Source organism: Mesorhizobium sp. P3_A8 (assembly GCF_056402995.1).
Genome location: NZ_JBFUGI010000006.1, coordinates 346,742 through 371,565 on the forward strand (window position 1 = coordinate 346,742; position 24,824 = coordinate 371,565).

The following is a 24,824-nucleotide window of genomic DNA, read 5'->3' on the forward strand; positions in this document are numbered from 1 at the left end:
CCCGTCATAGCGACCGTGAAACAGAATCTAGACTGCCGGTGAAGTAGGGTCCAAGCACGGTTTCAAAGGCCTTCAAGGCCGCGCCGATCGCCTGATGCATGTCGAGATACCGGTAGGTGCCCAGCCGTCCGCCCAGATGCAGGTTTTTCTCGGCGTCCGCCCGTTCGAGGTAACGACGGTACACCGCCTGATCCCGGCGCGTGTCGATCGGATAGTAGGGCTCGTCGCTGCGGCCGGCAAAACGGGAATACTCGCGGCCGATCAGTGTCTTGTCGCTGTTGTGCTGGCGTTCCGGATTGAAATGCCGGAACTCGACGACGCGGGTGTAGGGCACGTCCTCGTCGGCATAGTTCATGATCGCCGTGCCCTGATGATCCGGCGTGTCCATGACCTCGAGATCGATATCGATCGTCCGCCAGCCGAGCTCGCCCTCGCAATAGTCGAAATAGCGGTCGATCGGACCGGTGTAGACGACCGGCAAGCCTTTCGGAAGCAAGGGTTTGATATCGAAGAAGTCGACGCCAAGCCGTGTTTCGATGAGCTCATGGGCGAGCATCTTTTCGAAGATCGCCGTATAGCCATCCACAGGTTGGCCTTGAAAGCGGTCGTTGAAATAGCCGTCCTCGAATGTGTAGCGGACCGGCAGGCGCGCGATGATCTGTGCCGGCAGTTCGCGCGGGTCCGTCTGCCATTGCTTGGCGGTATAGCCCTTGATGAAGGCCTCGTAGAGCGGACGGCCGACGAGCGAAATCGCCTTCTCCTCGAGATTGGCCGGCGGGCGATCGCCAAGCTCCGCCGCCTGCTCGGCGATCATGCCGCGCGCCTCATTGGGGCTCAGCCGCTTGCCGAAGAACTGGCAGATCGTGGCAAGGTTGATCGGCAGCGGATAGACCTTGTCGCGATAGGTCGAGAACGCACGATGGCGATAGGCCGTGAAACCGGTGAAGGCGCGCAGATAGTTCCAGACCTCCTCGTTGGATGTATGGAAAAGATGCGGCCCGTAGCGGTGGATCTCGACGCCGGTGGCGGGATCTTGTTCGGTGTAGGCATTGCCGCCGATGTGCTGGCGCCGGTCGATCACCAGCACGCGCCGGCCGAGTTGCGTGGCGATGCGCTCGGCGAGCGTCGCGCCATAAAAGCCCGCGCCGACAATAAGGATGTCGGCCTTGCCAAGCAGGTTCTTGTCCATCCGGCCTTATCCATTCAGTGTTCAGCGTCAGCGCCTTATTCGCTGCCGTTGGTCATGATTCAAGCGAAAAACGACATCCGGCTGAAGTGTTTGGAAACGAGGTATTCCGGCTGGATGGATCAAAATATTTTGGTGGCTTGATCGTCTTTGTATAGATTAGAAGAATCTTCAGAATTCGAACATTTATTTTATCGATATCGTTGATCGATCGGTCCAGTAAAAAGCGGCCACCGTAGGGTCTTGCATCCATGAAACTTATCGTCGTGACGCCGGCCGGGCGCGAGAAATATCTTCGCTTGCTCAGCCATTACGTTCTGAAAAGCTCCGATGTGCACGAATGGCACCTGTGGGACAACTGCCGCAACGAAGCCGATCGAGCCTACCTGCAGAGACTGGCCGCTTCCGATCCACGCTGCCGGATCAAAAAACTTCCACACGCCAATGGCGGGTTCAATGTCATCGGTGACTTCTATCGTTTTTGCGATGATGTCGACGCTTTCTATCTGCGCCTCGACGACGATGTGGTTTTTGTCGAGGACGGCTTCTTTCAAAAGTTCATGGCCAGGGTCATGGCCGAACGAGGATCAGCCATCTGGTACGCGCCGCTGATCATCAACAATGCGATCTGCAATTCACTGATCAAACAGCTTTCCAGGGTTGTGGTGGAGGGGCCGCTTACGTGCCAGGCGTCATGCGAGTTCTCCTGGGCACATGCCAGCTTTCCGCAGGCGCTTCATCCGGTCTTCATCGAAGCTGTCCGCTCCAACCGGCTCGATGACTTCCGGATCCCGGACCGGGAGATCAGGCTGTCGCGCTTCTCCATCAATGCGATCGGTTTCTTCGGGTCGGATATTGTCGGTCTGGGAGAGGATTTCCATCCGCCGTCAGGCGATGAGGAAGAGTGGCTTTCGGCGACGCTGCCGACCAAACAGGATCGGCCGGGCAAGATTTTTGGTGACCTGATCGTCGCGCATTTCAGTTTCTATACACAGGAGCGCCAATTGCTGCGCACCAACATTCTCGACGGCTACTACGAGGTCGCTGGCCTGGTTGCTCCAATCTACGAGAAACCTCCGATCCGCTTGAGAGACCTGCTGAAGCAATGGAGGAGAGGCCGGACGGCGTCTACGCCACCGCGCTATACGATCTCGCTTCCGGCAGCCAATTCCGGCTGATGTCCGGCTTGGCCGGCTTTGTCGCGCCTATTGTTCGCCGCGTCATCCCTGCAAATCAGCGTTGCCGTGTAGACCGAGTCGGGTCGCCGGTCTCATGGTTCGGCAGCCAGTACGTCCGCAGCTAGGCCCGCGTTCCAACCCCTGCTGATGCGATCGTAGAAATTGGTCGAGAGCGCTGTCACGTGGCCGGTCCGCGGCCACATTCCGCCGATGAAGCCGGACGCGCCACCCACGCATGATACCAAAGCCGACGACAAGAGTGCTGGAGGCGCGGTTTTGCGGCCTGTCAGATGTCCGCCGTCGCCCGCAAAAAAATATTGACTGTATGTTTAGTCATAGTTATCCCTAGCGTCGACGATGACCAGCCGGCGTTTGCCGGTGAATGGCCACGAAGGAGAGGGGAATATCTTGACAGTCATGCGGCCCGCCGTTGAGGCGAAGGACGTCACCAGGACTTTTCAGGGACCCGGCCAGGAGCCCGTCAGGGCGCTTGACGCGGTTTCCGTTTCCATTCGCGAGAACGAGTTTTTCACGCTGCTGGGCCCATCCGGCTGCGGAAAGACGACGTTGTTGCGGCTGATAGCCGGCTTCGATTTTCCGAGCGCCGGCGAAATCCTGCTCTACGGACAGGACATCGCGCCGCTGCCGCCGTTCAAGCGCCCGGTCAACACCGTCTTCCAGTCCTATGCGCTGTTCCCGCACATGACGGTGGCCGAGAACATCGGCTTCGGCCTGAAGATGCTGGGCAAGCCCAGGGCGGAGATCGAGGCGCGCGTCGATGCGATGCTGACGCTGGTCCACATGCAGAAATTGAAGAGCCGCCGCACCAGCCAGATTTCTGGCGGCCAGCAGCAGCGCGTGGCGCTGGCCCGGGCACTGGCGCCGCAGCCGAAGGTGCTCTTGCTCGACGAACCCTTGTCGGCGCTCGACTACAAGCTGCGCAAGGAGATGCAGATCGAGTTGAAGCGGCTGCAGCACGAGACCGGCATCACCTTCATCTTCGTCACCCATGATCAGGAAGAAGCACTGACCATGTCGGACCGCATCGCGGTGATGTCGTCAGGCAAGATCCTGCAGGTCGGTACGCCTTGGGACATCTACGATCACCCGGCGCAACGCTTCGTCGCCGACTTCATTGGCGAGACCAATTTCCTGGACGGCACGGTCGAAGGCGCCGCGGATGGCAAGGCGCGGGTCACACTGCGCTCGGGAGCAAGCATCCTCGCGACCACCGCCAGCGATTTCCGGCCGGGCAGCCAGGCGACGCTGATGGTGCGGCCCGAGCATGCCAGGCTCGTCAAGGCCGCCGGCGACCTGACCGGCACGGTCGAGACCGTCGTCTATTTCGGCACCGACACACATATCCATGTCCGGCTGGCGGACGGCGGTCCCTTCATCGTGCGCCAGCAGAATTCACGTTGTGCCGGCTGCGGCTTCGAAGCCGGCGACAAGGTCGGCATTCAAATCGGCGACGCCGCCGCGCAGCTGCTGAAGGATTAGGTCATGGCGACCGCGAAAGAGATCGCCGACAAGGCCGAACGCAACGATATCCGCTCGCGCTGGCTGCTTTCCACGCCGGCGTTGCTGATCGTCTTCCTCGCGGCGCTTGGGCCGCTGCTGATCGTGGTCGTCTATTCCTTCCTGACCCCAGGCAATTACGGCGACGTGAAATGGCAGTTTTCGACCGACGCCTGGGTGAGCGTGCTGCTTCAGCGAGACGTCTTCGACGACGCGCTGTCCTTCGCCAGCGCGCATCTGTCGATCTTCTGGCGCTCGGTGTCGCTGTCGGCCATGACCACGATCCTGACGCTGATCTTCGGCTTTCCGACAGCCTATTTCATCGCGACACGACCGGAACACCGGCGCGATATCTGGCTGTTCCTGATCACCATCCCGTTCTGGACCAACCTTTTGATCCGAACCTTCGCCATGCAGGAGGTGCTGCGCAATGACGGCCTCATCAATTGGCTGCTGCAGCTGCTGCGGATTACCGATCACCCCACCCAGCTGATGTATACGAATTTCGCCGTCCTGCTCGGCATGGTCTATGTGTTCCTGCCGCTGATGGTGCTGCCGCTCTACGCCAGCATGGAGAAGATCGACTTCCGGCTGATCGAGGCGGGTTACGACCTGTACGCGACGCGGTTTCAGGTACTGCGGCGCATCATCGTGCCGCTGGTCGCGCCGGGCATCGTCGCCGGCTCGATCCTCGTCTTCATCCCTTCGCTCGGCGCCTATGTGACGCCGCGTGTGCTGGGCGGCGGCACCAATCTGATGATCGGCAATCTGATCGAACTGCAATTCGGCCAAGGGCGCAACTGGCCGCTCGGTGCGGCGCTGTCGATCACGCTGATGGCGATCGTGATGGTGGCGCTGCTGTTCTACGTCCGCAACATGACAAGGTCGGATGGCAGCCATGGCTAAGCGCTTCGATGTCCGCCAGCAGACCGGCTTCGTCACCATAGCGATGGTGTGTTTCTTCCTCCTCTATCTGCCGATCGGCACGCTCGTCGTCTTCGCCTTCAACGACAATGAATCGCTGGCGATCTGGAAGGGCTTTTCGCTGCGCTGGTTCCATGTCGCCTGGAACAACACGCTGGTGATCGAATCCTCGATTCGCTCGTTCCAGATCGCAGCGGTCGCCGCCATCCTGGCGACGATCACGGCAACGATGGCGGCGCTGGCGACGACCCGGACCAAGCCGTATCGCGGGCTGACCTTCAAATACGCTTTCATCAACCAGCCGCTGATGGTGCCGGAGATCGTCACGGCGGTGGCGCTGCTGATTGTGTTCTCGCGCATCAAGATCTGGACCGGCTATTCGGGTCTTGGATACCTGATCGCAGCCCACACCGCCTTCTGCATCCCGTTCGCCTATCTGCCGATCCGTGCTCGGCTCGAAAGCATGGATCTCTCGCTCGAAACGGCGGCGGCCGACCTCTATGCGGGCAAATGGCAGGCCTTCCGGCATGTGACGCTGCCGCTGCTTTGGCCGGGCATCCTGGCAGGGCTGATGCTCGCCTTCGTCGTCTCGCTGGATGACGTGGTCATCACCGAATTCGTCAAATCCGGCGGCCAGGACACGCTACCGACCTTCATGCTTGGCCAGATTCGTCGCGGCGTGACGCCGGAAATCAATGCGATCTCGACCGTCTTCCTTGTCCTGTCGATCGGCATCGTCACGGCTTTCTTTTTCTTCAGCAGGAAACGGACCTGAGGCCGCATCGCCGCCGGTCCCAACAATGGGAGCAAATAGCATGAACTGGAAACTGACCGCGACAGCCGTCGGGCTATCGCTGCTGGCTGTTACGGGCGTGGCGCGTGCCGATGGCGAGCTCAACATCTACAATTGGGGCAACTACACCAACCCCGACCTGATCAAGAAGTTCGAGGAGACCTACAAGGTCAAGGTTACCGTCACCGACTTCGATTCCAACGACACGGCGCTCGCCAAGATCCGCCAGGGCGGCGCCGGTTTCGACATCGTCGTACCCTCGGCCAGTGTCGTCCCCATCTGGATCAGCGAAGGGCTGCTGCTGGAGACCGATCCCAACGCAATGGAGAATTTCAAGAATGTCGATCCCAAATGGGTCGATGTTCCCTTCGATCCGGGCCGCAAATACACGGTTCCGTGGCAGTGGGGCACGACAGGCATATCGGTGAACAAATCGGTCTATTCGGGCGATGTGAACACGTCGGCAATCTTCCTCGACCCACCGCCCGAATTGGTCGGCAAAATCAATGTCGTGCCCGAAATGGGTGACATCATGTTCCTCGCCATCGCCTACGAAGGCGGCCAGTATTGCACCGACGACAAGGTGTTGCTGAAGAAGGTTCGCGACAAGCTGGTCGAGGCCAAGGCGAAATGGCTGTCCTTCGACTATGGCGCCGTCGATGGCCTCGGCAAGGGCGACATCGCCGCCGGCGTCAACTGGAACGGCATTTCGCTGCGCCAGCGGCTGCAGAACGACAAGATCGTCTATGGCTATCCCAAGGAGGGCTATCCGATCTGGATGGACAATGTCGCGGTTCTCAAGGACGCCGAGAACGTCGACAACGCCAAGCTGTTCCAGAACTTCATCATGGACCCGCAGAATGCCGCCTTGATCTCGGCCTTCGCGCGCTATTCGAACGGCATCAAGGGCTCGGAAGCGTTCATGCCGGCCGACATGAAGGACGCGCCGGAGGTGAACGTGCCGGCCGAATTCGCCGCCAAGGGCCAGTTCATGGCGGCCTGTCCGCCGGATGTGCAGGCGCTCTACACCAAGATCTGGACCGATCTGCAGAAATAGCCTGATCCGTTGTTTTCCGCGCCGCGACATGCGGCGCGGCCACCTCTCGATCCATCAAGCCAAGGCGATCCGGGCGATCGCGGGAGACTTTCATGACCGATCTCGACCTCTGCTACATGCCGGCGAGCGAAGCGCTGCGGCGGTTCAAGGCCAAGACCCTTTCGCCCGTCGAACTGATGCAGGCGACCATCGATCGCGCCGAGGCGACGAAGCCGACGATCAACTGCTTCACCTTCACCCATTTCGAAGAGGCGATGGCGCTGGCCAGAAAAGCCGAGGCGAAATACGCCAAGGGTGCCAAAACCGGCGCGCTCGAGGGCCTGCCGATCGGCATCAAGGACGAGAGCTACATCAAGGGCAAGCCGACCTCGCATGGCTCGCTGCTGTCGAAGGATGCTCTTGGCGGCCATACCTCGACCATCAACGAGCGCATCATCAAGGCAGGCGGCATCGTGCATGCGCGCACGGCGACGCCGGAATTCAGCTGCGCCGGCTATACCTGGTCGAAGCGGTGGGGCGTCACCCGCAATCCCTGGAATCCGGAATTCACGCCGGGCGGGTCGTCGGGCGGGTCTGCGGCAACGCTGGCTTCAGGGACATCGTCGATCGCCACCGGCTCGGACATTGCCGGGTCGATCCGCATTCCTGCCTCGGCCTGCGGTCTTGTCGGCTTCAAGCCGCCCTACGGCCGCAATCCGGACGAGCCGCCCTTCAACCTCGACTTCTATTGCCACACCGGACCGCTGGCGCGAAATGTCAGGGATGCGATCCTGCTGCAGAACGTCATGGCCGGACCGAGCCCGCTCGACATCGCCACGCTGCGTCCCAAACTGCGTCTGCCGTTCGACTACAAGCCGATCAAGGGCTGGAGAATAGCCTTCTCCATGGATCTCGGCTCTTTTGAAGTCGATCCCGACGTGCGCAAAAACACACTTGCCGCCTGCGATGTCTTCCGCTCGCTTGGCGCCACGGTCGAGGAGGTTGACCTGGGCTGGGGCGACGAGGTGCTCAAGGCCGGCATGGCCTATCTGGAGCACCTGTTCGGCGCCTCGCTGTCGCAACTGTTGGAGAAGCACGGCAAGGACATGACCAGCTATGCCAGGCAGTTCGCGCAGGATGGGCAGAAGTCGAAGGCCGCGGATTTTGTCGCCACACTGGAGGTGGCGGCCAGGATGTACCAGACGCTGGGCCCGCTGCTGGAGACCTACGACGTGCTGATCTGCCCGACAAATGCGCTTCCAGCGGTGCCGGCGGAGTTCGATCAGACCAGGGACAAGGTTGAGATCAACGGCAGGGAGGTAAACCCCTCGCTGGGTTGGGTGATGACGACGCCGTTCAACATGCTGAGCCGTTGCCCGGTTCTGACGATACCGTCGGGCCGCGCCGCCAACGGCGTGCCGACAGGCATCCAGATCGTTGGCCGCACCTATTGCGACGCCGATGTCTTCCGCGCCGGACTGGCCTATGAAACGGCCCGCGGGCAATGGTATGGAAACGCCGAGGCACGCCCGTCGCTTTGAGACATTTCCGGGATGCGGCGTGCCATATGCCGAAGTAATTTGTGCGGCGGGATATTTCCGCCGTGGGTCCGAAAGGCCTGACGACAATGGCGCAACGCAAGGCAACCGCAAAGCCGGAGAAACGCAAGGCTGCGGCGACGAAGGGCGCGGCAAATGATGCCGCCGCGCCCAAGGACCGCCGGCGCGAGCGCGGCGAAGCCAGCGTGCAGCGCATCATCGACGCCACCATCGAGCTCATCGCGGAGGAGGGCCTGGCCAGCGTCACCATGCAGCGCATCGCTGAACATGTAGGCTCGTCCAACGCGCTGGTCGTCTTTCATTTCCGCAGCAAGGAGAACCTGTTCCGGGTCGTGCTGCAGTATCTCAGCGATCAGTACGACGAACTGTGGATCACTTTGGTGCGGGCGCCCGGCCTGACGCCGGCTGAAAGGGTGCTGGGCGCCGTCGATTGCGCGCAACGTTTTGCCCGGCAGCATCCGAAATGGGTGTCCGTCTTTGTTGCGTTCTCCAGCGACCGCAAGAGCATGCAGATATATAATGAAATCGGCCTGCCGAGCGATCTCGCCTACACCGCTGAAGCGCGCGAGTTTCTGATCGAGATTTCGCGCAGCGGCGGCTATGCCGGCGTCGACATAGACACATTGTCGGAGAGCCTGAACTATCTGGTTCACGGCGCATGGTACTGGGACCATCTGAACCCTTCGAGCCGTGACACCAATGTGCTGCGCAAGACCATGCTGCTGCTGCTGCATCAGGCATTTCCGCGGCATTTCGAATTGATGCCGTAGCTGTTTCTCAGGGGCGCTGGCTCAGGTGGCAGCCGGCCTGGCGTTTCTGCGAAAGATACTCGTCGATCAGCTGGCGGTAGCGCACCTTGCCGAAGCTCGGGAAATGGCCGCCATGCACGATCGAGACATCGAGTTCGCGCATGGCGAGCAGCGTCTCGACATAGTCTGGGATGTCCGAATGGTAGACGTCGTCGATCAGCGGGCCGTCATAGATGATGTCGCCGGACAGCAAGATGCCGGTCTTGTCCTCGTAGAGCGCGATGCCGCCGGGCGAATGGCCGGGTGTGTGGATCACCTCGAAGGCGCGGTCGCCGAGATCGATGATATCGCCATGCTCGAGCAGGCGGTCGGCCGGCGCGGCTAAAATGCGGTAGCGCGCTGTGTCCCAACCTTGCGGCTGGCGATCGAACATCTCTTCGGTCGCATATGTGCCGGCGGCCGTCCATTCGTTGCGCGGATCGGCAAGGATTTCCGCCTCGGCCCGGTGCACGCAGCGGTCGGGAAATTCGTGATGGCAGCCGATGTGATCGAAATGCGTATGGCTGGCGACGCAGGTCAGCTTGCGCTCGCTGACCAAGGGCACATGTGTGCGCAAGCTGAAATGACCGAGACCGCTGTCGAACAGGAGGTCGCGGTCGCGGCCGCGCACATGCCACATGTTGCAGCGGAAGAAGGGTTTTATCCACGGCTCGTGGATCAACGTGACACCGTCGGCCATGCGGATGGTCTCGTACCAGTCTGGTGCGTCGATGACCGGAAGGGGTGCCATTTCAGTCCGTCAAAACGATGATCTGGTCGGTATCGCACGAAACGGCAACTGTGTCGCCGGGCTGGACGGTGGCTGATGCCGGCAGCTTGGCGATGAACTGCAGCGAGGGATCCGCGACTGAAACGGCAAGCACACGCTTGAAACTGCCCTGGAAGACAACGTCGCTCACTTTTGCCATGCCGAGACTTGCGGTGCCCGCGGCCCCACCGAGGAGGAGGTACTCCGGCCGGATGGCCAATGCAACAGCCGAGCCCACAGGCAAGGCGCTGCGCAGCAAAACCGGTCCGGCCGGCGTCGAGACTGTGCTCGTCCTGTCCTTGGCTTGCGTGACCTTGCCGGCAAGGATGGTGCTTTCGCCCATGAAGGTGGCGGAAAAGCGTGTCGCCGGCCTGGCGTAGACGCGCTCGGGCGGGCCTTCGTCCTCGATGCGGCCGTCATTCATCACCACGCAATGGTCGGCCAGCGCCATCGCCTCTTCCTGGTCGTGGGTGACATGGATGAAGGCGGTGCCGACGCGCTTCTGGATTGCCTTCAACTCGTCCTGCATCTGCCGGCGCAGTTTGAGGTCGAGTGCGCCGAGCGGCTCGTCGAGCAGAAGCACCGCCGGCTCGATCACCAGCGCCCGCGCCAGCGCCACGCGCTGCCGCTGGCCGCCGGAAAGCTGGTGCGGCTTCTTGTCGAAGGCGGTAGCCAGCCCGACCAGCGCCAGCGCCTCGCGGGCTTTTGCGGCGCGCGTCGCACCATCGACGCCTTGCATGCGCAGCCCGAACCCGACATTGCCGCCGACGCTCATATGCGGAAACAGCGCATAGTCCTGGAACACCGTCGTCGTCGGGCGTTTCGCCGGCGGCACTGCGGTGCAGTCCTCGCCGCGGATGAAAACCTTGCCTTCGCTGGGCGTGACGAAGCCGCCGAGGATCGACAAGAGCGTCGTCTTGCCGGAGCCCGACGGCCCGAGCAGGATCGTGTAGCTGCCGGGTTCGATCTTGAGCGAGACGTCTTTCAGCACCGCCAGCTGCCCGAAACGGTGTGAGACAGCGCGGATATCGACCAGAGGCGCGGTCATGCTTTTCTCCGGCGCAGCAATGTCAGTTCGAACAGCACGACCAGCACGATGGAGACGGCGAAAACCAGCGAGCCGATCGCGTTGGTTTTCGGGTTAAGGCCGGAGCGCAGCAGGTTCCAGATTTCCACCGGCAGCGTGGTGTCGAAGCGGGTCAGCAGGAAGGAGATCACGAATTCGTCCCAGGAGAAGGTCATCGACAGGAAGAAGCCGGCACAGATCGCCGGCGCCATGACCGGCACGGTGATCAAGAGCAGCACCTTCCACTCCGGCGCGCCGAGATCGCGCGCGGCGCGCTCGATGTTGATCTGGTGATCGCCCATCTGGCTGTAGATGATGGCGAAGCACAGCGGCAGATTGATCACGACGTGGCCGATGCCGGCGGCGAGCAGCGATTTCGGTACGCCGGCCCAGTTGAACAGCACCAAGAGCCCCATGCCGATGATGAGGTAGCTGACCGTCAGCGGCAGCGTGATCAAGCCGCGCAGCAGGCCCGAGCCCGGTAGCACGAAGCGCGCAAAGCCCCAGGCCGAGAGGAAGCCGAGCGTCACGGCGGTGGCTGAGGAAAGCGCCGCGACCATCAGTGAATTGACCAGCGCCGAGGTCAGCCGCGTGTCGGAGAGCACCGCCTCGTACCAGCGCAGCGATGGACCGGTGAAGGGCGGAATGGGGAAGGAGGTTGCCTGCAGCGAAAACAATACCAGCACCACCACCGGTAGGAAAATGAAGCCGTAGACGGCGAGCGCGTAGACCCAGGACGCGACACGGACAATCCTGCGCATCTCAGGCCCGCTCGATCTTCAGCCAGCGGGCGCAGGCGAGGTAGGCAATGGTGACCACCGCCATCAGGATGATCGACAGCGCCGAAGCAAGCGGAAAATCGCCGCGCCGGCCGATCTGCATCATCACCAGCTGCGGCATCAGAAGTTCGTTGTTGCCGCCCAGGATCTGCGGCGTGATGTAGTCGCCGATGCATAGCACGAAGGTCAGGAACGCGCCGACCATGATGCCGGGCAAGGTTAGCGGCAGGACGACATGCAGGAAGGTGCGCACCGGCCCGGCGCCGAGATCGGCGGCGGCCTTGCGGTAGCTCGGGCTGAGCTGCTTCAAATTGGCGAAGATGGTCAGCGTCAACAGCATGACGAAGAAATGCACGAAGCCGGTGACAGTGGCGAAGCGCGTATTGGCGAGTTGCAGCGGCTCGGTGATCAGGCCGGAACCGGTGAGCGCGCGGTTGATGACACCGTTCTGCGCCAGCACCAGCAGCCAGGAATAGGAGCGCACGACATAGGACGTCCAGAACGGCAGCACGGCCAGCATCAGGGCCAGCCGCTGCCAGCGTTCCGGCACCTGTTCGGCAAGAATCCAGGCGAAGGGATAGGCGAGCAGCACCGAAATCACGGTGACGATCGCCGTCACTTGCAGCGAGTTCACCATCGCCTGCCAGTAGGAGGGGTTGGTGAAAAACTGGCTGTAGTTGCCGAGCGTGAAGCCGCCGCCTTCATGCGCCGTCAGGCTCGAAAACCCCATGGCGATGAAAGGCAGCACGAAGAACAGCAGCGTCCAGCCAAGCGCTGGCGTGACCAGCGCCCAGGGCAGGGCACGGCCTGCCCGGCTGTTCCCGGTTGAGCTCACGGACGGCAACCGCTCATTTCGCCTGCAGCATTTCGGTCCACATGTCCTGCATCTTCTTGTCGAGATCGGCATTAGGCGCCGGATAGGCCTGGGCGCGAGCGAGGAAGCCCGGCTGCTCGTCGAAGCGCAGCACCTTCTTCTGGTCGTCGGTCAAAGCCGCCTTGGTGTTGGCGGGCATGCCCCAGTAGCAGGAGGAAGTGGCAAGCCGTGCCTGGCCTTCAGGACTCACAATGTACTGGATGAATTTCAGCGCCAGATCCTTGTTCTTGGAATCCTTGAACATGGCCAGCGACTGCGACCACAGCACCGCACCTTCCTTGGGGATAGAGAAGTCCAGCGCAGGGTTTTCCTTGGCCAGCCCTGCCGTCACCCATTCGCCGCCGCCGACCAGAATATCGACCTCGCCGGTCGCCAGCGCCGTCTGGCTGGCGGTGACTTCGCCGACCAGCTTGGCGTTGGCCTTCATCTTGAGAAGCTCAGCCTTGAGGGCGGGCAGGTCGGCTTCGGTCAGCTCCGCCGTCTTCTTGCCGATGGCGAGCGCGGCCATGCCGATGACCGGCAGATAATAGTCGTAGATGGCGACCTTGCCCTTGTACTTGTCTGATGTCAGCGACGCCAGGGACTGCATGTCGGCCGGATCGACCTTGGTCTTGTTGAAGCCGATCGTGTTGTAGCCGAATTTTTCGGTGATGCCGTAGCGCTTGCCGCCGACGACGGTGGAGCCGTCCATCTTCACCTGCGGAAACAGATCGGCCAGCGGCAGCTTGTCCTCCGGTAGCGGCTCGAACAGGCCCTTTTCGACACCGCGCGGCACGTCGATCGAGTCGATCACCATCACGTCCCAGTCGCCGGGCTGCGACTGCTCGACGATAGCGAGGCCAGCCCCCGTGCCCTCAAATTCCTTGACGTTGACCTTGACGTTGTTGGCCTCCTCGAAAGGCTGCAGCAGTGCCGGATCGGAATGATCGCACCAGATCAGCGCGTTGAGATCAGCGGCCTCGGCGAGGCTGCCCACGCCAAGCAGCAGTGCGGTGGCGGCGCACGCCGCGCGCAGATGGCGCTTCAGGACGAAAAGTGGATTCCCGGATTTGACGGACATCAAGTGTTCTCCCTTGCCTTTGTGGCTTCTTGCAAAAAGTTGAACCAATTCTAAAATTGAGTCAATTCTGTTTTTGTGGCAAGAGGCTGATATGAGCGGATTGCGGGCAAGGCAAAAGGCGGACCGGCACAGGCGCATCATCGAGGCCGCGGCAGAGCTTTTTCGCGAGGCCGGCTATGAGGGCGCAAAGATCGAAACCATCGCCGCGCAGGCGGAAGTGTCGATCGGCACGATCTACAATTACTATGAGAACAAGGGCGACATCCTCGGCGCCATCGTCTCGCTGGAAGTCAATGAAGTGCTCAATGCGGGGCGCGGCGTCGTTGCAAGGCCACCGGCCAATGTCGGCGACGCGCTGGACACTCTGATCGGCATCTATATCGAGCATTCGCTGCACTATCTCAGCAAGGAGATGTGGCGGCAGGCCATGGCGATCTCGACGCAGCTGCCGGACAGCCCGTTCGGCCAGGCCTACACCGCACTCGACCGCTCGCTCACCGAACAGATCCGCGCGCTGATCGCCCGGCTGCAGGAGCTTGGCCTGGTGCGGAGGGATATCGACGGTACGGCGCTCGGCGAACTGATCTTCAACAACATGAACATGATGTTCATCGAATTCGTGAAGCGCGACGGGGCCAGGATACCGGAACTGCGCGCGGCGATACGCCGGCAGAATCGGATTTTGGTGGCAGCGATCGGGGTGTGAGGGACGATGGCGGCTGGGCGACCGGCCGGATCGGCTAAGCGCTTGACTGGTGTGTTTGACCCAGCCTGTGCCAAGCTACTCGAGAGCCGGGTCATAGAGGCGCCTAAGTTCAGTGCCTAGCTTACGCGTGCGGCATGGGAATAGCTTGCAGGAGGGGCAATGCGCAGCTTTTTCGGGGTTCTCTTGGCATCTGGTGTGTTCTGCGCCCCAGCTTTTGGCGATGACATCGGCGGGCCTATGAAACAATTTGGCCTCATGGGAGTGTGGTCGCCGGATTGCGGCAAGGACATTTCTCAGTCGGCGATGGATAGAGTTACGTTTGCGGCACCGTCCGGCGGAGAGGCGACGGCGACCATCCTGGACAAGCATGGCGGCGTGTTGGTTACCACTGTCGATCAAGTCACTGAATCGGCACTCGTTGCCCGTGATGAAATCGGGATAGGCCTCCATCCCGTAACGGTCACCCGATCAGATGGCAAAGCAGCGTCCCAACACGACTACGACAACATGCATCTTGTCTTTCAGAAGGTTGGGGCGAGGATCGAGGTGGTTCGGGTTCGGTTCGAAGGCCTGCCGGAAATCCAGCGATCCGCTTTTTTTGAGAGATGCCCGAAGTAGGACATTAGGCGGTTAGCGGCGCCGCCCTGTAGTTCTCCACCAGTTCGCGGTGCGGAAAGATGTTGGCGGGTGCCGGCTGATCGACGTCGGGTGTCGGCGCAAAGTCAACGCAAAGTAGCAAGTTTTGCGTGTGCGGCTTATTAGCTCTCACTACATGATGGCGCGGTCACTCAAAATCGGGCAGGTATGCCCGAATGCCAGTTTCCAGCCGCAAAATTGTCCGACTCACATCCGCGTCCCTGCTCATCGGGTTCGTAGCCCTTATGGCCATCGTCGCCACCAACTTCTGGCTGGGGCAGAGAGCTCAGTCCTATTTCGACAATGCGATTGAGGCGCGCGACACGCGTATCGCGGCCGTCGAGTTGAGAAATGCAATGCAGACGGCCGAGGCGAGTGAGCGCGGCTTCGTCATCACCGGGAACGAGATTTACCTGGGGCCTTACCAGACCGCCAAGGCCCAGGCGCAGCGTCATCTGCAGGCGCTGCAGACCCTGCTGACATCCTATGCCAATTCGGAATCCACGCTGCAACGGCTGTCTGCGATCATAACCACCAAGTTTGATGAGCTCGATCAAACGATAGCTCTAAAGCGAGATCAGCGCGATGCCGAGATACTGGCGATATTCCGCACCAACAGAGGCAAGGCTCTGACCGACGAAGCCAACGTGTTCTTTTCGGGGATCATTGGACGAGCGGATGACCGGCTGACGTCAGGCGTCGCCGAACAGCGTGCCAACAGCGGATGGCTGCGACTTGTTTCGGCAATCGGCGGGTTTGTCATCGTCGCCGTGGTTGGCGGAGCAGCCTATGGTGCCGCGCGATACACCAGGGAACTTCGCGATACGCGCGACGAGGTCAACGCGCTCAACAGCGAGTTGGAGCAACGGGTCGCCACCCGCACCGAGGACCTGGCCAAGGCGCGCGATCGGGCCGAAGTGCTTTTGTCAGAGGTCAATCACCGCGTCGCCAACAGCCTGGCTCTGGTCTCGTCGCTGGTGAACCTGCAATCGAAGGCTGTCGGAGATCGCGCTTCCAAGGACGCACTGGCCGAAACCCAGGATCGCATCTTTGCGATTTCGCTCGTGCACAGGCGGCTCTATGGCTCATCCGACGTCCGTTCGGTTGAGTTGGACGAATATCTGAGCGGATTGCTCGATCACCTGCGAACGTCGATGCGCAGCCAGGTTCAAGGTGTAAGCCTGTCTTACCACGTCGACCCCATCAAGCTCGAAACTGACACCAGCATCAACCTTGGCGTGGTGATCACCGAACTGGTCACCAATGCCTTCAAATACGCCTATCCGGATGGTGTCGGAGAAGTCCGCGTCCGGCTCAGCAAGCTGCCGGGCGAGCAAGCCGAACTGGTGGTCGAAGATGATGGGGTTGGAAAGGCTGAAGGTACGCCGGCCAAAGGGACCGGCGTTGGCAGCAGAATCATCCACGCCATGTGCATCAGCCTGGGCGCCAAGATCGAGTATCGAACGCTTCAGCCAGGAACCGCCGCTCATTTGGTGTTTTCGACGAAACCACGGCGCTCTACCGCCGCATAGTAGACCGCGCCGTCGCGAGGTGGAAAAATCACTGCGGCAGCATTGCGCGTGTGATGTGATAGTCGTGGCGCCAACAGTTGACGCCGACGGGGGGCAGACGTGTTTGATCATAAGAAGATTGCCTGCCGATGGCCAACCGGATCAGCCATAGCCCTGCTTCTCATTGCCACGATGAGTGGGACTTTCGCCAGTGCCCAGGCCGGCGCTCCTGGCATCACACAGCGGACTGTATTCCCCGCCTTCGATCCCCACGCGCCCTCTTGCAACGCTCCGGTCGGTCTCACAAAAGTGCTGGCCTATGTGCAGGAGAACGACCGGGACTTCCTGGAGGGGGTCGACCATGGCCTGTCCATGGCCGCAAGAGATCGGGGCTTGGAGTATCGAAGAGTTCTGGTGGAAAATGATGTGGGAAAGGCAATAACACAGGTTCAGTCTTTGGTGGCGGCAAAGGTTGGCGCCATGGTTGCCACGTCGCCGGATCCGGCGGCTTTCAGTCCCGCCCTCCAGCAGGCAATCTGGTCAGGAGCGTTTGTTGGCACCATCGTGCCTCCGCCGGCAACGTTGCTGCTCAATGCCCCGCAATATCGAACTGGCAAGGTGCTGACCGACGCAGCGATCGATCACATCAAAACCAGGCTCAACGGGAAGGCCAAGGTCGTGCTGCTGACCCAGGACACGATGGAATTTCTGGCACCTCGGTTCGAGGCCATGCGCGCCGGCCTGAACGCGATGCCGGGCGTGACGATCGTGGCAGATATCGCGCCGAAGCCGGTCAGCAAGGAAGGCGGGTTCGCCACCATGCAAACCATCCTTCTTGCCAATCCGGACATCGACGTGGTGCTCGGCGGCGACGCCGTCGTGCTGGGTGCGCTGGAAGCGTTGCGTGCGGCGGGGAAAGATCGGCCCGACCAATTCCTCGGCGGAATTGACGGCGAGCCGGAGGCCGTCGCTGAAATCAGGAAGGGAAACAGCCCCTACAAGGCGAGCATCTCGTTGTCTTCGCCCGTCTTCGGATATGCCATGGGAGAGTTTGCAGCCGACTGGCTCGAAGGCAAAAGCATCCCGCAGGCGATGGACATCCTTCCGATAGCGCTGACGAGCGCCAACCTCGCCCAGTATGAGGCCGACCTTAAGGACCCAGCCTCGGTTTATGCGGACGCGGTGCGACGGGACGCCTATCTGAAGATGTACGGGAACATCTGCTACGACAGCCGCGACCACTATGTAAATTTTCCTTGGTCGTCGGAGCAGAAGTAGCTGATCGGTGCTGTGCCTTATCTCGCTGCGCGGTAGGCGAGTGAGTAACAGAAGCCGAACTGTCTCAGGGAAGCTGGTGCCCCCGGACGGAATCGAACCGCCGACCTTCGGTTTACAAAACCGCTGCTCTACCAGCTGAGCTACAAGGGCACGGCGCTCCGGTTAGCATATTTGTTGCGCCAGTAAAGACAAAACTCCATTTTCGGTTACCCCGGCGGTGGATGAGGCTGCGGATGAGCATGCTGAAATTCGCGGCCACGCTTCCTACATATCGGTCAGGTGCAATCGCTTCGGACTGGAGTGTCGCATGATCAGGTTTATCATCATTCTCCCCATCGTCGTCATCGCCTGGATGCTGCTGGTAAAGCTCATCAGTGATGTGAAGAAGGCCAATGTCGACTGGACCGGCGTGACCACGATCGTCGGCTTCATCGCGCTGGCCTTCTGGCTTCGCCATGTCACGGGAATGGGCTGAGAAAGCGAATAGCGAATAGCGAATAGCGAATAGTCGGTAGCGGGGCAGACATTCCTGTGATCCGGCCTTCGCTACTCGCTCTTTCCCCGACCTCGCCGAAAAAACTCCTCGCCCCTTCGAACCTTTTCTCCCGCCACGCCGACTGATCTCCAGAGGCGAATGGGTCGCCTCGATCAAGGAGGAGATCATCATGTTCAAGCGCACTCTGACATCAGGCCTCGTCGCCGTTTTCGTCGCCTCCGGCGCGCTCGCCGGCACAGTCCAGTCGTCCTCGGCTCACGGCTTCCATCATCACCATCATCATCACCACAATCACCACTTCAAGAAGCATTGGTGGTGGCACCACAACCATCATCATCACGGCCATGGCAAGGTGATCATTTTCCTTTGATGGAGGGACCCCATTCTCCCAAAAGGGCGGCTTCGGCCGCCCTTTTTGCGTTCCGTGCGGCCTTCGTAATCGCCGGAGGCGAAGCTGGAAATGCGAGGCGGGGAGGTCGCGCTGAAAAGTCAGAAAAAAGATTCGAACCTTTTTCCTGGCCGCAACGACAGATGATCAAGAGGCGGATGGATCGCCTCGGTCAACGAAGCAAGGAGATCATCATGTTCAAGCGCACACTCGTTTCCACCCTCATCGCCACGACCGTCGCCGCCACCACGCTGGCCGGCACTGTCCAGCCCTCGGCCGCTCATCCGCTGCATCACCACCACAATGGCATCGGCATCGGCGTCGCCGCCGGCATAGGTGGCTTCGTCCTCGGCAGCCTGCTTGCCCAGCAGCAGCCGCGCACCGCCTATGTCGAGGAAGACTACGACTCGATCCACATCCGCCGCTGCTACGCTCGCTACGCCTCCTACGATGAAGGCTCGGACACCTATATGAGCTACAACGGCCCGCGCACTTGCAGGCTTTGAGAGGAGCTCAACCAATCACAGTAAAAGGGGGCCGCATGCGGCCCCTTTTTCTTTGTACCCGGCGAGCGCACTGAGTGCGCAACCGCCTATCAGACCTTCGAACCAGTGTCGGAAATCGGCAAGCCGGCCGCCTGGCAGAGGTCACCAATTCGACGGCGAGCCTCAGGCGTCCCGTCGCTCATCGCGACGAGTTCGAAGCTGCTTCCGGCATCCGGGTAGACCTTGGCAACAAACACCTTGTCACCGCCCGCGGATGGGGTCTTGGCGCTGACGGTGCCGCAGACCACGATTTCCTGGCGACCGCTCGTCGTTTGCTCGCCGGCGAGAATCGTCCCGAACCTGGCCGAGGCCGGATCCAGCAGGTGCTGGCGGATACCGGTCGTGACGACCTCTTCCAGCGCGAGTGAGAACGGAATGGGATTGACGCGTTGGTCGCCGGCATCTGGTCGAGGTGTCGTCGCCACGCATCCGCTTAGCGAAGCGACGAGCAGAAGCTGAACCGTTTTCCTCATCCGCGCCCTTTCGCATGCATTCGAACACCTCGGCAAGGCGGTGAAATCCGATGTAGCGGGGCGCTATACAGCGATTTTCGCAGCGTCTAGTCTACCCCGATGGCCCGGCAGAGGGAGGGTGGCTTGGACGAGCAGGAACCCAGGGAAGACCTGATCGAGACGGTTTTCCGCAACGGCACCGTCACCACTGTCGGCATCTTGCTGGCCTTTTCGCTGGGCTTCATCACCCATTGGRCCGCCAACCCGATTCCGTGGCGGGCCTACCATCTTGTCGCCGTCCTGCCGATCCTGGCTGGCATCGCCTTGCAGATGCGGGCCCTGGCGCTGCTGCTCGACATCAAGTCCCTGCAGCGGCGCATCTATGAACGCGCCAACCGCATCTTCATCACCGGCCTCATCTTCACCGCTTGCGGCGTCGGCTTGGCTATATTGCTCGATTTCTTCGATATCGCGACCAAGAGCGCTCTGCCCGGGGCAGGGTGATCAGCCGGCTTGCACGCCGCCGATCATCCTGGTCACCTCGGCCGCGGCATTGCGCACCATCGGTCCGATCTCCGCCAGGCGCTCCGGCGTCACCCGCACGGTCGGCCCCGACACCGAGACGCCGCCGATCGGTTCGCCGAACTCGTTGAAGATGGCCGCCGCCACGCAGCGCATGCCGGGGTGCCGTTCCTCGTCATCCACCGACCAGCCGCGCCGCTTGATCGTTGCAAGGTCGTGGGCGAGGGCGGAAATGTCGGAAAGCGTCTTGTCGGTGAAGCGCTGCAGGCCGGCCTTGCGCAAGATAGTGCCGACGCGCTCCGGCTCGAGATGCGCCAGAACCGCCTTGCCGATGCCCGACGCGTGGAAAGGACTGCGCGTGCCCGGCCGGAAGAAGGCGCGGATCGCCTGGTGCGTCTCGACCTGGCTGACGAACACCACGCAATCATCCTCGGCGACGCCGAGATTGGCGGTCTCGCCGGTTCTCTCCATCAGCTCCTGCATGACGATGCGGGCGCGGTCGACCAGCTTGCGGCGGCGCAGGAATGCCGCGCCCATGCGGTAGGTCTCGACGCCGATCGACCACAACTGGTCTGATGTGTCGAACTCGACCATGCCGTGGTTTTGCAGCGTCGTCAGCATGCGGTAGGCGGTTGAGGCGGCAAGGCCGCTCTGCGCCGATATCTCGCTCAGCGACAGGCCGCTGCCCTCGGCGACAATGGCCAGGATGCGCAAGGCCCGGTCGAGCGACTGCACCGAACTGGCCTCGGCAGGTCCATTGAAAGCGCGCGGCCGGCCGCGCTGGCGTTTCTCGACGGTTTCCATGACGCCAGTTTCGCCGATTTCACCGAACAAGCAATGAAAAAGTTTTTCACTGTCGCGAGAAAAGAAATTCCTGGAAAACAGAAAATACAATAAAATCAGCATATAGTCGTCGTTTTCTAGAAATGGAAAAATATTCTGAAAAAATTGAAAAATAGTCGCTTGGGTGACATTCTCGGCCATCCAACAATGACAAAACCCTGTGGAGGGCGAAGAAATGGCCAGGATGCGCGCTGTCGATGCCGCGGTTCTCGTTCTCGAAAAGGAAGGCATTGCCTGCGCCTTCGGCGTGCCGGGCGCGGCGATCAACCCGCTCTATTCGGCGTTGAAGGCGAGGGGCACGATCCGCCACGTCCTGGCCCGCCACGTCGAGGGCGCCTCGCACATGGCCGAAGGCTATACTCGCACCAAGGCCGGCAATATCGGGCTGTGCATCGGCACTTCGGGTCCGGCCGGCACCGACATGATCACCGGTCTCTACTCGGCGGCGGCGGATTCCATTCCTATCCTTTGCATCACCGGCCAGGCGCCGCGGGCACGACTGAACAAGGAGGATTTCCAGGCCGTCGACATTGCCGCCATTGCCGCACCGGTCGCCAAATGGGCGGTTACCGTCATGGAGCCGTATCTGGTGCCGATGGCGCTGCAGAAGGCATTTCATCTGATGCGCTCGTCGCGCCCGGGCCCGGTGCTGATCGACCTGCCGGTCGACGTCCAACTGGCCGAGATCGAGTTCGACATCGACGCCTATGAGCCGCTGACGCCGTTCAAGCCGGCCATGACCCGCGCCCAGGCTGAAAAGGCGCTGACCATGCTCAATTCGGCGGAGAAGCCGCTGATCGTCGCCGGCGGCGGCATCATCAACGCTGACGCATCGGACCTGCTGATCGAGTTCGCCGAAATATCCGGCGTGCCGGTCATTCCGACGCTGATGGGTTGGGGCGCTATTCCCGACGATCACCGGCTGATGGCCGGCATGTGCGGGCTGCAGACCTCGCACCGCTATGGCAACGCGACGATGCTCGAGGCCGACTTCGTCTTCGGCATCGGCAACCGCTGGGCCAACCGCCATACCGGCTCCGTCGACGTCTACACCAAGGGCAAAAAGTTCATCCACGTCGACGTCGAGCCCACTCAAATTGGCCGTGTCTTCGCGCCGGATCTTGGCGTCGTCTCGGATGCGGGTGCCGCGCTGAAGATGCTGCTCGACGTCGCCACCGAGTGGAAGACGGCCGGAAAACTGCGCGACTGGTCCGGCTGGGCCAAGGAATGCCAGGCCCGCAAGAAGACGATGAAGCGCAAGACCCATTTCGACCAGGTGCCGCTGAAGCCGCAGCGCGTCTATGAGGAAATGAACAAGGCGTTTGGCCGCGACGTCACCTATGTCACCACGATCGGCCTGTCGCAGATTGCCGGTGCGCAGTTCCTGCATGTCTACAAGCCACGCAACTGGATCAATTGCGGCCAGGCCGGCCCGCTCGGCTGGACGCTGCCGGCAGCGCTCGGCGTGCGCGCCGCCGATCCGGACCGCACCATCGTGGCGCTGTCGGGCGACTATGATTTTCAGTTCATGATCGAGGAACTGGCGGTCGGCGCGCAGCACAAGCTGCCCTACATCCACGTCGTCGTGAACAACGCCTATCTCGGCCTGATCCGCCAGGCGCAGCGCGGTTTTGCCATGGACTACGAGGTCAGCCTCGCCTTCGAGAACATCAACCGGTCAGGCGACCCCGAGGCCGGCTATGGCGTCGACCATGTCGCCGTTGCCGAGGCGATGGGCTGCAAGGCGGTCCGGGTGCACAAACCGGAAGAGTTCGCCGGCGCCTTCAGAGAGGCGCAGCGGCTGATGAAGGAACACCGGGTTCCGGTCGTGCTCGAATTCATCCTGGAGCGTGTCACCAACATCTCGATGGGCACCGAGATCGACAAGATCACCGAATTCGAAGACCTTGCCGAACATCAGGAAGACGCGCCGACCGCGATCGTGATGCTGGATTAGGAGAAAAAGAATGCCGCGTTTTTCAGCCAATCTGTCGATGCTCTTTGGCGAGCATGATTTCCTCGACCGTTTCGACGCCGCCGCCCGCGCGGGCTTCAAGGGCGTCGAATATATCGGTCCTTACGATCATGCGCCGGAGGTGGTGGCCGCCAGGTTGAAGAAGAACGGCCTGACGCAGGTGCTGTTCAACCTGCCGGCCGGCGACTGGGCCAAGGGCGAGCGCGGCATTGCCGTGCTGCCGGACCGCGTGCCGGAATTCCGCCAGGGTATTGCCAAGGCGATCACCTATGCGCATGCGCTCGGCTGCCCGCAGGTCAATTGCCTGGCCGGCATCGCGCCCGCCGGCGCCGATCGCAAAGTGCTCGAAAATGTCTTTGCCGAGAACCTCGCCTTCGCGGCGGAGAAACTGGAGCAGGCCGGCATCCGGCTGCTGATCGAGCCGATCAACACCCGCGACATTCCCGGCTTCTTCCTCAACTACTCGGACCAGGCGCTGGCGATCATCGACCGCGTCGGCTCCAAAAACCTGTTCCTGCAATACGACATCTATCACATGCAGATCATGGAGGGGGATCTCGCCCGTAAAATCGAGGCCAACCTCGGCCGCATCGCGCATATCCAGCTTGCGGACAATCCCGGCCGTCACGAGCCGGGGACGGGCGAGATCAACTATCCCTTCCTCTACGACCACATCGACCGCATCGGCTATTCCGGCTGGATCGGCGCCGAGTACAAGCCGAAGGCCGGCACTGAGGCCGGACTGGGCTGGTTCCGGGATCTGGCCGGGCAGGGAAGCGCGGCGGCTTAGCGGCTAAGGCCCCCTCATCCGGCCCTTCGGGCCACCTTCTCCCCGAGGGGAGAAGAGGTCGCCAACGGTCGTGGCAGTCTCTTCTCCCCACCGGGGAGAAGGTGGCCGCGCAGCGGCCGGATGAGGGGGCGCTTCACACAGTTATTGGAGAACCACAATGGAAACCATCGGCTTCATCGGCCTCGGCATCATGGGCGCGCCGATGGCGGGGCATCTGCTGGATGCCGGCTACAAGGTCATCGCCAGCGATCACCGTTCCAAGCCACCCGCCGATCTCGTCGCCAAAGGCCTGAAAACAGTCGCCGGCCATGCCGCCGTCGCCAAGGCTGCCGACATCATCATCACCATGGTGCCTGACACGCCACAGGTCGCCGATGTGCTGTTCGGCGACAACGGCGTCGCCTCGGGCCTCTCCAAGGGCAAGCTGGTCATCGACATGAGCTCGATCTCGCCGATCGAGACCAAGACCTTCGCCAAGAAGATCAACGAGCTCGGCTGCGACTATCTCGACGCGCCGGTCTCGGGCGGCGAGGTCGGCGCCAAGGCGGCATCTCTCACCATCATGGTCGGCGGCGAGGATAAAGCGTTCGAGCGCGCCAAACCCGTGTTCGAGAAGATGGGCAAGAACATCACTCTGGTCGGGCCGAACGGTGTCGGCCAGACCACCAAGGTCGCCAACCAGATCGTCGTCGCGCTGACCATTGAAGCCGTCGCCGAAGCGCTTGTTTTCGCTTCGAAAGCCGGCGCCGACCCGGCCAAGGTCAGGCAGGCGCTGATGGGCGGGCTGGCGGCCTCGCGCATCCTCGAAGTGCATGGCGAACGCATGGTCAAGCGCACCTTCGCGCCGGGCTTCCGCATCGAATTGCACCAGAAGGATCTCAATCTCGCGCTGGAGGGCGCGAAAGCGCTCGGCGTTTCACTGCCCAACACATCGACGACGCAGCAACTGTTCAACTCTTGTGCGGCCAATGGCGGTGCGAAGGAAGATCACTCGGCGCTGGTCAGGGCGCTGGAGCGGATGGCGGGCCACGCTGTCGCCGAAGAACCGGCCCACGCGAAGGGCAAAGCAGCTTAGGTCAGGAGAGGGCGGCTTAACGTTCCCACGCCGCCGGCTCTCTCCTGTCCGAGAACGGGTTCCTGCCTCGCCGGGCG

Annotated in this window: 26 protein-coding genes and 1 tRNA gene; 18 read left to right on the forward strand and 9 right to left on the reverse strand. The window is 61.5% G+C overall.

Annotated elements, in window-relative coordinates; translation table 11 throughout:
• Positions 1-4 precede the first annotated feature (4 nt).
• Positions 5-1,189, reverse strand: a complete 1,185-nt coding sequence (glf, locus tag AC1DX4_RS17085) for a UDP-galactopyranose mutase (RefSeq protein WP_477221409.1) — start codon at positions 1,187-1,189, stop codon at positions 5-7.
• 248 nt (positions 1,190-1,437) lie between these two features.
• Between glf and AC1DX4_RS17090 the strand changes: the two genes are divergently transcribed.
• From AC1DX4_RS17090 to AC1DX4_RS17120, 7 genes are all read left to right on the forward strand, one after another.
• On the forward strand, positions 1,438-2,364 hold the full coding sequence (locus AC1DX4_RS17090) for a hypothetical protein (RefSeq protein WP_477221410.1): 927 nt from the start codon (positions 1,438-1,440) through the stop codon (positions 2,362-2,364).
• Between the two features lie 417 nt (positions 2,365-2,781).
• Positions 2,782-3,864 carry an ABC transporter ATP-binding protein gene (locus AC1DX4_RS17095; RefSeq protein ID WP_477221472.1) on the forward strand — a complete coding sequence of 361 codons (1,083 nt, stop codon included), beginning with the start codon at positions 2,782-2,784 and terminating at the stop codon, positions 3,862-3,864.
• Between the two features lie 3 nt (positions 3,865-3,867).
• Positions 3,868-4,788, forward strand: coding sequence for an ABC transporter permease (locus AC1DX4_RS17100; RefSeq protein WP_477221411.1), 921 nt, complete (start codon positions 3,868-3,870; stop codon positions 4,786-4,788).
• The gene (locus AC1DX4_RS17105; protein ID WP_477221412.1) at positions 4,781-5,581 is read left to right on the forward strand and encodes an ABC transporter permease; all 801 of its coding nucleotides are present in this window, start codon (positions 4,781-4,783) and stop codon (positions 5,579-5,581) included. Before AC1DX4_RS17100 ends, AC1DX4_RS17105 begins: the two co-directional genes overlap by 8 nt.
• Before the next feature lie 40 nt (positions 5,582-5,621).
• Positions 5,622-6,656: an extracellular solute-binding protein gene (locus AC1DX4_RS17110; protein ID WP_477221413.1), complete on the forward strand. Its 1,035-nt coding sequence runs from the start codon at positions 5,622-5,624 to the stop codon at positions 6,654-6,656.
• Between the two features lie 92 nt (positions 6,657-6,748).
• A complete protein-coding gene (locus AC1DX4_RS17115) occupies positions 6,749-8,176 on the forward strand; it encodes an amidase (protein ID WP_477221414.1) in 1,428 nt (475 codons plus the stop codon).
• 62 nt (positions 8,177-8,238) lie between these two features.
• Entirely contained in the window at positions 8,239-8,964 is a 726-nt protein-coding gene (locus AC1DX4_RS17120) for a TetR/AcrR family transcriptional regulator (protein WP_477221415.1), read from the forward strand.
• Positions 8,965-8,971: 7 nt separating this feature from the next.
• On the opposite strand, the gene AC1DX4_RS17125 is transcribed toward AC1DX4_RS17120, so the two are convergent.
• The 5 genes from AC1DX4_RS17125 to AC1DX4_RS17145 are packed head-to-tail and all read right to left on the reverse strand — an operon-like array spanning position 8,972 to position 13,530.
• Complete coding sequence (locus AC1DX4_RS17125) at positions 8,972-9,733, reverse strand: MBL fold metallo-hydrolase (protein WP_477221416.1); 762 nt, start codon at positions 9,731-9,733, stop codon at positions 8,972-8,974.
• A gap of 1 nt (position 9,734) precedes the next feature.
• Positions 9,735-10,799: an ABC transporter ATP-binding protein gene (locus tag AC1DX4_RS17130; RefSeq protein WP_477221417.1), complete on the reverse strand. Its 1,065-nt coding sequence runs from the start codon at positions 10,797-10,799 to the stop codon at positions 9,735-9,737.
• Positions 10,796-11,578, reverse strand: coding sequence for an ABC transporter permease (locus AC1DX4_RS17135; protein WP_477221418.1), 783 nt, complete (start codon positions 11,576-11,578; stop codon positions 10,796-10,798). The genes AC1DX4_RS17130 and AC1DX4_RS17135 overlap by 4 nt, the downstream gene beginning before the upstream one ends.
• A gap of 1 nt (position 11,579) precedes the next feature.
• Positions 11,580-12,431, reverse strand: coding sequence for an ABC transporter permease (locus AC1DX4_RS17140; RefSeq protein ID WP_477221419.1), 852 nt, complete (start codon positions 12,429-12,431; stop codon positions 11,580-11,582).
• Positions 12,432-12,444: 13 nt separating this feature from the next.
• Complete coding sequence (locus AC1DX4_RS17145) at positions 12,445-13,530, reverse strand: polyamine ABC transporter substrate-binding protein (protein WP_477221420.1); 1,086 nt, start codon at positions 13,528-13,530, stop codon at positions 12,445-12,447.
• A 91-nt stretch (positions 13,531-13,621) separates the two neighbouring features.
• Here AC1DX4_RS17145 and AC1DX4_RS17150 point away from each other — a divergent pair, with 91 nt between their 5' ends.
• The 4 genes from AC1DX4_RS17150 to AC1DX4_RS17165 all read left to right on the forward strand — a co-directional run bounded on the left by AC1DX4_RS17150 (position 13,622) and on the right by AC1DX4_RS17165 (position 17,661).
• Entirely contained in the window at positions 13,622-14,236 is a 615-nt protein-coding gene (locus tag AC1DX4_RS17150; RefSeq protein WP_477221421.1) for a TetR/AcrR family transcriptional regulator, read from the forward strand.
• Positions 14,237-14,395: 159 nt separating this feature from the next.
• On the forward strand, positions 14,396-14,854 hold the full coding sequence (locus AC1DX4_RS17155; protein WP_477221422.1) for a hypothetical protein: 459 nt from the start codon (positions 14,396-14,398) through the stop codon (positions 14,852-14,854).
• Positions 14,855-15,117: 263 nt separating this feature from the next.
• Complete coding sequence (locus AC1DX4_RS17160) at positions 15,118-16,404, forward strand: sensor histidine kinase (protein WP_477221423.1); 1,287 nt, start codon at positions 15,118-15,120, stop codon at positions 16,402-16,404.
• 99 nt (positions 16,405-16,503) lie between these two features.
• Positions 16,504-17,661 carry a sugar ABC transporter substrate-binding protein gene (locus tag AC1DX4_RS17165; RefSeq protein WP_477221424.1) on the forward strand — a complete coding sequence of 386 codons (1,158 nt, stop codon included), beginning with the start codon at positions 16,504-16,506 and terminating at the stop codon, positions 17,659-17,661.
• 74 nt (positions 17,662-17,735) lie between these two features.
• Here AC1DX4_RS17165 and AC1DX4_RS17170 read toward each other — a convergent pair.
• Positions 17,736-17,811: transfer RNA gene (locus AC1DX4_RS17170), tRNA-Thr, on the reverse strand.
• Positions 17,812-17,968: 157 nt separating this feature from the next.
• Here AC1DX4_RS17170 and AC1DX4_RS17175 point away from each other — a divergent pair.
• The 3 genes from AC1DX4_RS17175 to AC1DX4_RS17185 all read left to right on the forward strand — a co-directional run bounded on the left by AC1DX4_RS17175 (position 17,969) and on the right by AC1DX4_RS17185 (position 19,051).
• Positions 17,969-18,136 (forward strand): hypothetical protein, encoded by a 168-nt coding sequence (locus AC1DX4_RS17175; RefSeq protein ID WP_477221425.1) that lies wholly within the window; start codon positions 17,969-17,971, stop codon positions 18,134-18,136.
• Between the two features lie 190 nt (positions 18,137-18,326).
• Positions 18,327-18,527, forward strand: coding sequence for a hypothetical protein (locus AC1DX4_RS17180; RefSeq protein ID WP_477221426.1), 201 nt, complete (start codon positions 18,327-18,329; stop codon positions 18,525-18,527).
• A 212-nt stretch (positions 18,528-18,739) separates the two neighbouring features.
• The gene (locus tag AC1DX4_RS17185) at positions 18,740-19,051 is read left to right on the forward strand and encodes a BA14K family protein (RefSeq protein WP_477221427.1); all 312 of its coding nucleotides are present in this window, start codon (positions 18,740-18,742) and stop codon (positions 19,049-19,051) included.
• A gap of 89 nt (positions 19,052-19,140) precedes the next feature.
• Here the strand turns inward: AC1DX4_RS17185 and AC1DX4_RS17190 are convergent, their stop codons facing one another.
• Positions 19,141-19,563, reverse strand: coding sequence for a hypothetical protein (locus AC1DX4_RS17190; protein WP_477221428.1), 423 nt, complete (start codon positions 19,561-19,563; stop codon positions 19,141-19,143).
• A gap of 123 nt (positions 19,564-19,686) precedes the next feature.
• On the opposite strand from AC1DX4_RS17190, the gene AC1DX4_RS17195 reads away from it, so the two are divergent.
• Positions 19,687-20,046 (forward strand): hypothetical protein, encoded by a 360-nt coding sequence (locus AC1DX4_RS17195; RefSeq protein WP_477221429.1) that lies wholly within the window; start codon positions 19,687-19,689, stop codon positions 20,044-20,046.
• Here the strand turns inward: AC1DX4_RS17195 and bhcR are convergent, their stop codons facing one another.
• Positions 20,047-20,868: an HTH-type transcriptional regulator BhcR gene (gene bhcR, locus AC1DX4_RS17200; protein ID WP_477221430.1), complete on the reverse strand. Its 822-nt coding sequence runs from the start codon at positions 20,866-20,868 to the stop codon at positions 20,047-20,049.
• A gap of 214 nt (positions 20,869-21,082) precedes the next feature.
• On the opposite strand from bhcR, the gene gcl reads away from it, so the two are divergent.
• The 3 genes from gcl (at position 21,083) to AC1DX4_RS17215 (ending at position 24,747) form a co-directional block, all read left to right on the forward strand.
• Entirely contained in the window at positions 21,083-22,864 is a 1,782-nt protein-coding gene (gene gcl / locus AC1DX4_RS17205; RefSeq protein WP_477221431.1) for a glyoxylate carboligase, read from the forward strand.
• A gap of 10 nt (positions 22,865-22,874) precedes the next feature.
• On the forward strand, positions 22,875-23,672 hold the full coding sequence (gene otnI, locus AC1DX4_RS17210) for a 2-oxo-tetronate isomerase (protein ID WP_477221432.1): 798 nt from the start codon (positions 22,875-22,877) through the stop codon (positions 23,670-23,672).
• Positions 23,673-23,829: 157 nt separating this feature from the next.
• Complete coding sequence (locus tag AC1DX4_RS17215; RefSeq protein WP_477221433.1) at positions 23,830-24,747, forward strand: 2-hydroxy-3-oxopropionate reductase; 918 nt, start codon at positions 23,830-23,832, stop codon at positions 24,745-24,747.
• Positions 24,748-24,824: the final 77 nt, after the last annotated feature.